The sequence below is a fragment of the Bradyrhizobium sp. PRIMUS42 genome, assembly GCF_023006515.1.
Taxonomy (GTDB): Bacteria; Pseudomonadota; Alphaproteobacteria; order Rhizobiales; family Xanthobacteraceae; genus Bradyrhizobium.
In genome coordinates this window covers 1-7,022 of the sequence record NZ_JALBGZ010000320.1, presented here as the reverse complement: position 1 = coordinate 7,022, position 7,022 = coordinate 1, and the positions used below count along the sequence as shown (strand labels likewise).

Annotated in this window: 6 protein-coding genes; all 6 read left to right on the top strand. The window is 64.2% G+C overall.

Going from position 1 to position 7,022, the window contains the following annotated elements; genetic code table 11:
* Positions 1-2 precede the first annotated feature (2 nt).
* Positions 3-653 carry an isoprenyl transferase gene (locus MOV75_RS21960; RefSeq protein WP_247006602.1) on the top strand — a complete coding sequence of 217 codons (651 nt, stop codon included), beginning with the start codon at positions 3-5 and terminating at the stop codon, positions 651-653.
* Positions 650-1,492, top strand: coding sequence for a phosphatidate cytidylyltransferase (locus MOV75_RS21955; RefSeq protein ID WP_246926313.1), 843 nt, complete (start codon positions 650-652; stop codon positions 1,490-1,492). The genes MOV75_RS21960 and MOV75_RS21955 overlap by 4 nt, the downstream gene beginning before the upstream one ends.
* Before the next feature lie 4 nt (positions 1,493-1,496).
* Complete coding sequence (gene dxr / locus MOV75_RS21950) at positions 1,497-2,720, top strand: 1-deoxy-D-xylulose-5-phosphate reductoisomerase (protein ID WP_246926315.1); 1,224 nt, start codon at positions 1,497-1,499, stop codon at positions 2,718-2,720.
* A gap of 44 nt (positions 2,721-2,764) precedes the next feature.
* Positions 2,765-3,916, top strand: coding sequence for an RIP metalloprotease RseP (gene rseP, locus MOV75_RS21945; protein ID WP_246926325.1), 1,152 nt, complete (start codon positions 2,765-2,767; stop codon positions 3,914-3,916).
* A gap of 176 nt (positions 3,917-4,092) precedes the next feature.
* On the top strand, positions 4,093-6,621 hold the full coding sequence (gene bamA / locus MOV75_RS21940; protein WP_246926328.1) for an outer membrane protein assembly factor BamA: 2,529 nt from the start codon (positions 4,093-4,095) through the stop codon (positions 6,619-6,621).
* 125 nt (positions 6,622-6,746) lie between these two features.
* On the top strand, positions 6,747-7,022 hold a 276-nt coding region (locus MOV75_RS21935; protein WP_309486957.1), incomplete at its 3' end, for an LpxD N-terminal domain-containing protein.

Sequence of the window (7,022 nt, the reverse complement as noted above, 5' to 3'; positions counted from 1 at the left end):
GTCTGCCGCGTGCGGAGGGGCATCGCCGCGGCGTCGAGGCTCTGCGCCGCGTCGTGCGTGCCTCGCACGAGCTCGGCATCCGCTATCTCACCATCTTCTCCTTCTCTTCGGAGAACTGGTCGCGCCCGGCGAGCGAGATCGGCGATCTCTTCGGTCTGCTCCGCCGCTTCATCCGCAACGACCTGGCGAGCCTGCATCGTGACGGCGTCAAGGTCCGCATCATCGGCGAGCGCGAAGGGCTGGAGGGCGACATCTGCGCGCTTTTGAACGAGGCCGAAGAGCTGACACGCGACAACACGCGCCTCACGCTCGTCGTCGCCTTCAACTACGGCTCGCGGCAGGAGATCGCGAAGGCGGCGCAGAAGCTCGCCCGTGAGGTCGCGGAGGGGAGGCGCGATCCTGATTCGATCGACGCCGAGACGCTCGGCGCGCATCTCGATGCGCCTGATATTCCGGATCCCGACCTCATCATCCGCACCAGCGGCGAGCAGCGCCTGTCCAATTTCCTGATGTGGCAGGCCGCCTACAGCGAGCTCGTGTTCGTGCCGATCCACTGGCCCGATTTCGACAAGGCGGCTCTGGAAAGCGCGATCGCCGAATTCGCCAGGCGCGAGCGCCGTTTCGGCGGTCTGGTCGCGAAAACCGCCTCGTGAGCGAACAAGACGCCGCACCGGCGGGCGCCAAGCCTGCCCCGAGCAATCTCGTGATGCGAGTCCTCGCAGCGCTGGTGCTGGCGCCGCTGACCATTGCGATCGCTTATGCCGGCGGCTGGCTCTGGGTGTTGCTCGTCACTCTTGTCTCGATCGGACTATTCGCAGAATGGCTGACGGTGGTGGGCGCGGGATCGGCCGCGCTGACCGGGGCAGGGACGGTGGTCATCGCGATGATGGGGGCCGCTGTCGCTTTTGGCGGGCTCAAGACCTCCGTCATCGTCGGCCTCATCGGCGGTGCGATCGTGACGCTGATGGCGCGCGGCAAATTCATTTGGGCCGCGACCGGGTTCGCGTATGCGGCGGCGGCGCTACTCGCCTCGATCCTGCTCCGGAAGGATCTCGTCAACGGCTTCTCGGCATTGATGTTCGTGCTGCTGGTGGTGTGGGCGACCGATATTGGCGGCTATTTCGCCGGCCGCAGCATCGGCGGACCGAAGCTCTGGCCGCGCGTGAGCCCCAAGAAGACCTGGGCGGGCGCGATCGGCGGCTTTGTTGCAAGCCTCCTGGTTGCGGTCGGCTTTGCGGCTTGCGGGCTCGGAAAGATGGCGCCATTGCTGCTCGTCAGCGCCATCCTCTCGGTGGTGTCGGCGCTCGGCGATCTGTTCGAATCCGCAGTGAAGCGGCGCTTCGGCGTCAAGGATTCCAGTCACTTAATTCCCGGCCATGGCGGGCTTATGGACCGCCTGGACGGCTTTGTCGCCGCCATCCTGGCGGCATGGATTATCGGCTTTCTCCGCCATGGTGTGCATAGCGCCGGAAGCGGTCTTATGGTTTGGTGAGGATATGAGCGCGGTCCCATTGCGTAATAACAGGCTTGCTGCGTCCGACGTCCGCAGCGTCACGGTTCTCGGCGCCACCGGCTCGATCGGCGACAGCACGATGGATCTGCTGCGCGCCTCGCCCGAGCGTTATCGCGTCGAGGCCTTAACGGCGAACAGCAATGTCGAAGCGCTGGCGAAGCTCGCGAAGGAATTTTCCGCGCGCTACGTCGCAATCGCCGACACCTCCAAGCTCGCCGAGCTCAAGTCCGCGCTCGCGGGAACGAGCACGGAATGCGGCGCCGGTGAAAGCGCGGTGATCGAAGCCGGCGCGCGTCCGGCCGATTGGGTGATGGCGGCCGTGAGCGGCGCCGCCGGATTGAAGCCGGCACTGGCAGCGGTCGATCGCGGCGCGCATGTGGCGCTGGCCAACAAGGAATGTCTGGTCTGCGCCGGTGATTTCTTCATGCAGCGTGCGGCCAAGGCGGGGGCCTGCATCCTGCCGGCCGATTCCGAGCACAATGCGCTGTTCCAGGCGCTCGCTTCAGGCAATCGCGATGAGCTCGTCCGCGTCATCATCACGGCCTCGGGCGGCCCGTTCCGGACCTGGAAGCCGGCGGATATCGAGCAGGCGACCCTCGCACAGGCCCTGAAGCATCCGAACTGGAGCATGGGCCAGAAGATCACGATCGATTCCGCCTCGATGATGAACAAGGGGCTCGAGGTGATCGAGGCGTCCTATCTGTTCGCGCTCACGCCCGACGAGATCGACGTCCTCGTTCATCCGCAGTCGATCATCCACGGCATGGTCGAGTTTTCCGACTGCTCGGTGGTGGCCCAGCTCGGCGCGCCCGACATGCGCACCCCGATCGCGCACTGCCTCGGCTGGCCCGATCGCATCAAGGGGCCGGCGGCCAAGCTGGACCTCGCCAAGATCGGCCAGCTGACCTTCGAGGCGCCCGATTTCGAGCGCTTCCCCGGGCTTCGGCTGGCTTTCGATTCGCTCCGGACCGGGAAGGGCGCGACCACCGTCTACAACGCGGCCAACGAGGTTGCGGTCGCCGCGTTCATCGCCGGCAAGATCCGGTTCGGCGCGATTGCCCGGCTGGTTGAGGCGACCCTGGACGACTGGGTCCGCAGCGGGAACCAGGCGCCCCTGACGTCCGCCGACGATGCAATCTCTGTTGACCATGTTGCTCGAAATAGGGCTGCCGCCCTATTGCCTCAAATTGCCTTAAAGGCATCCTAGATGGTTCGCGGCCAGGGCCTTGCGGCGCTGGATGAGGGAATTCGATGATCGACTTTTTTGTCCATAGTTTCAATACGTTGAGCCATGGGCTCCTCGGCTACGCGGTTCCCTTCCTGTTCGTCCTGACCATCGTCGTGTTCTTCCATGAGCTCGGCCACTTTCTGGTCGCGCGATGGGCGGGCGTTCGCGTGCTGACTTTTTCGCTCGGTTTCGGACCTGAGCTGGTCGGTTTCAATGACCGCCACGGCACCCGCTGGAAGATCTCGGCAATCCCGCTCGGCGGCTACGTCAAGTTCTTCGGCGACGAAAGCGAGGCCTCGACCCCGTCGGCCCAGACGCTTGCGGCCATGACGACCGAGGAACGCGCCGGCAGCTTCCACCACAAGAAGGTGGGGCCGCGTGCCGCGATCGTCGCGGCCGGCCCGATCGCCAATTTCATCCTGGGCGCGCTGATCTTCGCGGGCATGGCGCTCTACTACGGCAAGCCCAGCACGATCGCGCGCGTTGACGGCGTCGTCGCCGACGGCGCCGCCGCGGCGGCCGGCTTCAAGATCGGGGACGTCGTCGTCCAGATCGACGGAAAGCCGATCGAGAGCTTTGCCGATATGCAGCGAATCGTTGCGATGAATGCAGGTTCGGCCCTTGCCTTCCAGGTGAAGCGGGACGGGACCATCGTCTCGCTGACCGCAACGCCCGCGCTGCTCGAGCGCAAGGATCCGTTCGGCAACAGCCACCGTCTCGGTGTGCTCGGCGTCGAGCACAAATCGCAGGCCGGCGAGGCCTCGACCGCGCCGGTGGGCGTCGGCGAGGCGCTCAAGATCGGGGTCGAGCAGGTCTGGTTCATCATCACCAGCACCTTCAAGTTCCTGGGCTCGCTGTTCGTCGGAAACGGCAATCCCAACGAAGTCAGCGGCGTCCTGGGAATCGCGAAGATGTCGGGGCAGGCGGCCAGCGCCGGGTTCCAGTTCGTGATCAACCTGTGCGCGGTGCTGTCGGTGTCGATCGGCCTGTTGAACCTGTTCCCGATCCCGCTGCTCGATGGCGGCCACCTTATGTTCTACGCGGCCGAAGTGGTCCGCGGCCGGCCCTTGTCCGAGCGGACTCAGGAGATGGGGTTCCGAATCGGGCTGGGCTTGGTGCTGATGTTGATGGTGTTTGCGACCTACAACGACATCCTGCGGATGGCGGCATCTTGATGGAGGCTTTTTTGTGGCGTTGCTGTTGAGCAACGTCTTGGAATGAAATTGAAATCACGACGCTTTCGGCCGTTTGCGGCGTCGGCGAAATTGGCTACAAGCGGCCTCGACTTGGGGAATCTCCAGACCGGCGTTGGGGTTGGGTCTGGCTCGGAATGATAAGGGCGCGTTGCGCGATGAAGTTTGGACTGCGACTCCGGGGTGGCTTGCTCGCAACCCTGATCATGTTCGGCGCGCCGGTGGTTGCCCCGGTCGGGGCTGTTTTGGTGTCTTCGTCTGCGCTCGCTCAGACCGTTCAGTCGATTTCCGTCGAAGGAAATCGCCGCGTCGAGGTGGAGACGATCCGCTCCTATTTCAAGCCGGGTCCGGGCGGTCGCCTGGATCAAGGCGCCGTCGATGACGGCCTCAAGGCGTTGATCGAAACCGGCCTGTTCCAGGACGTCAGGATCAACCGCGGCGCCGGCGGCCAGATCATCGTCTCGGTGGTCGAAAACCCGGTCATCGGCCGGGTCGCCTTCGAGGGTAACAAGAAGATCAAGGACGAGCAGCTCACCACTGAGGTCCAGTCCAAGGCGCGTGGCACCTTCTCCCGCGCCATGGTGCAGTCCGACACGCTGCGAATCGCCGAAATCTATCGCCGGTCCGGCCGCTACGACGTGCGCGTCACGCCCGAGATCATCGAGCAGCCGAACAACCGCGTCGACCTCATCTTTACGGTCGAGGAGGGCGCCAAGACCGGCGTCAAGTCGATCGAGTTCGTCGGCAACGTCGCGTTCTCGTCCTACCGCCTCAGGGACGTCATCAAGACGCGTGAATCGAACCTGCTGAGCTTCCTCGCCAGTGGTGACATCTACGATCCCGACCGCGTCGAAGCCGACCGCGACCTGATCCGCCGCTTCTATCTCAAGAACGGTTTCGCCGACGTCCAGGTGGTGGCTGCGCTCACCGAATACGATCCGGAGAAGAAGGGCTTCAACGTCACCTTCAAGATCGAGGAAGGATCCCAGTACCGCGTCGGCGCGATCGACTTCCGCTCCAGCATTCCGAACTTCGATCCCTCGTCGATGCGCGGTTATTCGCGCGTCAATGTCGGCTCGCTCTACAATGTCGAGTCGGTCGAGAAGTCGGTCGAGGAGATGCAGATCGAGGCCTCGCGCCGCGGCTATGCCTTCGCCGTGGTCCGGCCCGGCGGCGACCGCAACTTCGAGGCGCACACCGTCTCCGTCGTGTTCAACATCGACGAGGGCCCGCGCACCTATATCGAGCGCATCAACCTGCGCGGCAACACGCGCACCCGCGACTACGTGATCCGCCGCGAGTTCGACATCTCGGAAGGAGATGCCTACAACCGCGCCCTGGTCGACCGTGCCGAGCGGCGCCTGAAGAACCTCGACTATTTCAAGAGCGTGAAGATCACGACGGAGCCGGGCTCGTCGAGCGACCGCGTGGTTCTGATCGTCGACATGGAAGAGAAATCGACCGGCGACTTCTCGATCTCGGGCGGTTATTCCACCACCGACGGCGCGCTGGCCGAAGTCTCGATCTCCGAGCGCAATCTGCTCGGCCGCGGCCTGTTCGCCAAGGCGTCGGTGACCTATGGTCAGTATGCCCGCGGCTACTCGCTGTCGTTCGTCGAGCCGTATCTGCTCGACTACCGCGTCGCGCTCGGCCTCGACCTCTATCAGCGCCAGCAGCTGTCCAACAGCTACATCTCCTACGGCACCAAGACGCTTGGCTTCTCGCCGCGCCTCGGCTTCTCCCTGCGTGAAGATCTGGCGCTGCAGCTGCGCTATTCGATCTACCAGCAGGAAATCACGCTGCCGTACTACCTGGCGAACTGTAACAACAATCTGGGTACGTCGGCGTTCAATCCGAGCCCGGCCTTCGTCAATGCCAATGGCGGCGTTCCGGATCTCAGCTCGACCAACGGCCTCGGCTGCTACAGCGACGGCGAAGCCTCGCTGCCGGTGCGCAGGGAGCTTGCCAACGGCAAGACCCTGACCTCGGCGCTCGGCTACACGCTGACCTACAACACGCTGGACAACAACAAGAACCCCACCGACGGTCTGCTCGTCGACTTCCGTCAGGATTTCGCCGGCGTCGGCGGCGACGTCTCCTACCTGAAGTCGGTCATCGATGCGAAGTACTACACTCCGCTGGTGTCGGACATCGTCGGCCTCGTCCGCCTGCAGAGCGGCATGCTGAACAAGATCGGCAGCGATCTGCGCATGCTCGATCACTTCCAGATGGGTTCGAACCTCGTCCGCGGCTTTGCCCCGAACGGCATCGGCCCGCGCGATTTGAACCCCTTCGGTACGCAGGACGCCCTCGGCGGCACCAAGTACTGGGGCGCATCGGTCGAACTGCAGATGCCGTTCTGGTTCCTGCCGAAGGAAGTGGGTCTGAAGGGTGCGGTTTATGCCGATGCCGGCGGCCTCTACGACTATAAGGGACCGACCAGCTGGACCACGACCAACGAAGTCAATGTGCCGGGCTGCATCCCCTCGAGCATCAATCCGACGTCTGCGGGCACCTGTACCGGCCTCGTGTATGACGACAGCAAGGTCGTCCGCTCGTCGGTTGGTGTCGGCCTGATCTGGCAGTCGCCGTTCGGTCCGCTGCGCTTCGATTACGCCGTGCCGCTCAGCAAGGGCAAGTACGACCGCGTCCAGGAGTTCCGGTTCGGCGGCGGCACCACGTTCTAATTCGATCAGCACGGCACGATCCGGATCACCGGAGCCAGTTTCCGAAAGGGATCGTGCCATTCCAAGAGATGGGGCATGATGCGGCCTGACCGCTTCATGCCGAAGCCGGACCGCGACGGGGTGGAATGGCGCAGCCGATCTTCTTCACAAAGCCGCCTGCCTCAGCACTGGCTGACATTGCCGCGCTGACCAAGGCGGAGCTGGTCGATCCCGGCAGGGGCGGCCAAATCATCATGGGCCTTGCTTCGCTCGACGAAGCGGGCCCGATGCATTTGGCGTTCTTCGACAACCTGAAATACGCCGACGAACTCAAGGCGACCAAGGCCGGCGCGTGCCTGGTGAGCCCGCGCTTCGAAGCCCAGGTGCCCGCGCATGTGGCGGTGCTGCGGGTGGCGCAGCCG

Bases quoted from the DNA above. Each gene is read 5' to 3' on its own strand.
- dxr (WP_246926315.1), top strand. From the start codon at position 1,497: ATGAGCGCGGTCCCATTGCGTAATAACAGGCTTGCTGCGTCCGACGTC.
- rseP (WP_246926325.1), top strand. From the start codon at position 2,765: ATGATCGACTTTTTTGTCCATAGTTTCAATACGTTGAGCCATGGGCTC.
- bamA (WP_246926328.1), top strand. From the start codon at position 4,093: ATGAAGTTTGGACTGCGACTCCGGGGTGGCTTGCTCGCAACCCTGATC.